The following is a 3,032-nucleotide window of genomic DNA, read 5'->3' on the forward strand; positions in this document are numbered from 1 at the left end:
GGCGCCCGCCTCCCTGCGGCGCACATGGGCGGCGTTCCCCCCCACGGGGGCGGCTGGGCGACCCACCCCCCGCCCCCCCTTCGGGCCGGACACGCCAATCCAGGGCGGGTTCAGCCGAATTGCTGTTCGAGATCCTTCAGCTTCTGCTCCAGGGAGTCGAGACGGGGAAGGGTCTGGGTGTCGTCCTCGGCCGTGAGGTCGACCGTCACCGCGTCGGTTTCCTTCGCGGTGTCCCGTCCCTTCGTGGCCCGGTCGGATTCAGGACCCGTCACGGCCTGCAGGGAGGGCCTGGAGCGCAGCGGCAGCTGTCCCGGCTCGGGTATGGCAGGCTCCGACACGGCCTGCGCCGCGCCCACCGCCGGAGGCGCGCCCGCCACCTCCACCTGACGGCCGCCGCGGCCGCGCCCCAGCGCCCGGTGCTGTCGGCTGATGGCCTTGAGACGGGCCCGCTCCAGCTTGTCGTGCTCCCGCTTCCGGAGCCGGTTCTGCTCCTTCTGGCGCCGGTCGTCACGGACCTCGTCGACCGCCTCGTCCAGCGTCCGCACCCCTTCCAGGAGCATCAGCGACCAGGCGCCGAAGGTCTCCCGGGGAGCACGCAGCCACCGTACGATCCGGATCTGCGGCAGCGGACGGGGGACGAGACCCTGCTCGCGCAGCGCGGCCACCCGGGTCTGCTTCAGCGCGCGGTCGAACAGCACCGCGGCCGAGAGCGACATCCCCGCGAAGAACTGCGGGGCGCCCGCGTGGGCCAGACCGCGCGGCGCGTGTACCCAGTTGAACCAGGCCGCGGCCCCCGCGAACATCCACACCAGCAGCCGGGAGCCGAGCGCCGCGTCACCGTGGCTCGCCTCCCGTACCGCCAGTACGGAACAGAACATGGCGGCGCCGTCGAGGCCGAACGGGACCAGGTACTCCCAGCCGCCCGAGAGATTGAGGTTCTGCCGGCCGAAGCCGACCAGTCCGTGGAAGGAGAGCGCGGCGGCGACCGCCGCGCAGCAGAACAGCAGCAGATACGAGGCGGTTCCATAGACCGCCTCCTTGTGCCGTCTGCGTTCCTCGCTGCGCTCCCAGCTGTCGTCGGCCGATCCCTTGTCGGCGGCGCGCCTGCCGCGCACAAGCACCGCCACCGCGACCAGGACCCCCGCGATCATCACGCCACCGGGGAGCAGCCAGTCCAGAGATATGTCGGTCAGTCGCATGCGGTGTCCCTTGCATCGCGTCAGTGCCTTGCGGCCGCAATACTTGCTCAGATCCCGGGACCCTCAGAGCGTTTCGGGACAAGAGCACGCCAACGGAGTGCGGGGAGCACCGGATAGGGGCGATCTGATCGAACTGCCTTGCGTGCGAGCTGTGTTGAGTTCGAATTCAGTCAGCCGAAGGAGGGGTGTCGGCGCTGAGCCGGGCCACTCGGTCGGCGTCGCAGGTGCGCGGGCAGGTCACACAGGTGTCCCCGGGGCGCACGGTGTAGAAGAGACAGCAGCTCGCGCGGTCACGGGTCGGCAGCGGCCGGCCCTGCGGTCCTGTCAGCTCCCGGAAGCCGGCCGTGCCGACGTACGGGGCGGCCGTCCCCGGCAGCAGCAGCTCCAGCTCCGTGACTCCGCGCGGCTCATCGCCGAGCAGATGGGCGATGTACCAGAGGCCCTCGACGATCTCGTCGGTCGCCATTCCCCACAGCGCCCGCCGGCCACGGCGCATCCGCGGTCCGAAGCCGTCGAGCACCGGTTCCAGATGCTCGGCGACCGCCGCCCGTACCTCGGCGCGCAGCGCGTCCTCGTCCGCCACCACCCGCGCGCCGGGCGCTCCGGCGGCCGGGTCGTCGGGCAGACACGCGAAAGTGCCGGTCCGTACGGCCATCCGGCCCAGTGTCCGCTGGAAGGCGACATCGCCGACCGGGAACCTCGGCACCCTGCGGTGCAGGAACCACGGGACCGTGATCAGCAGACAGGCGGGCCAGGCGTAGCGGTGGAAGCCGAAGCCGGCGACGACGTCGGGCCTGGCCCGCTGCCCGTAGTCGCGCAGCACCTGGGCGCTGTCCCAGCCGAGGAAGGTATCGAGGGCGCCGCCGCCCGCCGCCAGCTCGGCGGCGGTCACCCAGCCGTCGCCGGACGGGAGGTGCCCGTCGGCCGACTCGGTGACGGACAGGCCGGGGAACACCGCCGACAGCTGCTCGTAGGCGGCGGTGACGGGGGAGCGCAGCAGGGTGGGGACGGTCATGCAGGGCCACCGAATCGCGGTCGTTTGCAGGTAAGCCTTACCTTATCCGATGCGATCGATGTTTGAACTGAGGGCCCGTCCGCCTATCGTGCTGAACAGGACGCAGGAGGAGGACCCAGGTGGAACAGGGCAGAGCACGCGACGCGGTACAGCCGCCCGTCTCCGCGTACCCGCCCGGACCTGCCCGGGTCCCCGGTCCCGCCCGCGGCCCCAGGCGCGGTGCGGCCGGGCAGCCGGCCCCCGGCGAGCACAGCCGCAGCGGGCCGGCGCCGTCCGCGGTACGGCCGGTGCCCGGCGGGCCGGCGCCGTCCGCGCCTCTCACGCTGTCTGTGCCTCCCACTCCGTCCGGGCCTCCCGCGCCGCCTGCGCCGTCCGGGGACCCCGGGCCGAGGCCGGTGCGCCGCCACTCGGTGCGCGGCCAGGTACTCGACGCGCTGCGCACCGCCCTGGTCGACGGTGAGCTGGTCCCCGGCGAGGTCTACTCGGGGCCGGTGCTCGGTGAGCGCTTCGGCGTCTCCGCGACCCCGGTACGCGAGGCCATGCAGCAGCTCGCGGTCGAGGGCGCCGTCGAGGTCGTGCCGAACCGGGGTTTCCGGGTCGCCGAGCGGAGCCCGCGGGAACTCACCGAGCTGGCCGAGGTACGGGCCCTGATCGAGGTCCCGGTGATGCTGCGGCTGGCGCACGCCGTCCCGGCGGGCCGCTGGGCCGAGCTGCGGCCGCTCGCCGATGCCACGGTCTCCGCCGCCGCGGTCGGCGACCGCGCCCGCTACGCCGAGTCGGACCGCGGGTTTCACGCGGGCGTGCTGGGGCTGTAGGGC

The 3,032-nt window shown here is 73.3% G+C and carries 2 protein-coding genes and 1 pseudogene; 1 reads left to right on the forward strand and 2 read right to left on the reverse strand.

Annotation, left to right across the window (positions count from 1 at the left end; translation table 11 throughout):
• Nucleotides 1-110: 110 nt before the first annotated feature.
• Both ACFXBC_RS01060 and ACFXBC_RS01065 read right to left on the reverse strand, forming a co-directional pair.
• Nucleotides 111-1,199 (reverse strand): DUF2637 domain-containing protein, encoded by a 1,089-nt coding sequence (locus ACFXBC_RS01060; protein WP_385016984.1) that lies wholly within the window; start codon nt 1,197-1,199, stop codon nt 111-113.
• Between the two features lie 166 nt (nt 1,200-1,365).
• Nucleotides 1,366-2,214, reverse strand: coding sequence for a (2Fe-2S)-binding protein (locus ACFXBC_RS01065; RefSeq protein WP_385016987.1), 849 nt, complete (start codon nt 2,212-2,214; stop codon nt 1,366-1,368).
• 119 nt (nt 2,215-2,333) lie between these two features.
• On the opposite strand from ACFXBC_RS01065, the pseudogene ACFXBC_RS01070 reads away from it, so the two are divergent.
• Nucleotides 2,334-3,026, forward strand: a pseudogene (locus tag ACFXBC_RS01070) (GntR family transcriptional regulator); the annotation flags it as partial.
• Nucleotides 3,027-3,032: the final 6 nt, after the last annotated feature.

Origin of the sequence: Streptomyces sp. NPDC059398 (genome assembly GCF_042751845.1) — a bacterium.
GTDB lineage: Bacteria > Actinomycetota > Actinomycetes > Streptomycetales > Streptomycetaceae > Streptomyces.

What these genes read in the sequence shown, in the direction of transcription:
- ACFXBC_RS01065 (WP_385016987.1), bottom strand. Translation starts at nt 2,214, where the DNA reads ATGACCGTCCCCACCCTGCTGCGCTCCCCCGTCACCGCCGCCTACGAG.
- ACFXBC_RS01060 (WP_385016984.1), bottom strand. Translation starts at nt 1,199, where the DNA reads ATGCGACTGACCGACATATCTCTGGACTGGCTGCTCCCCGGTGGCGTG.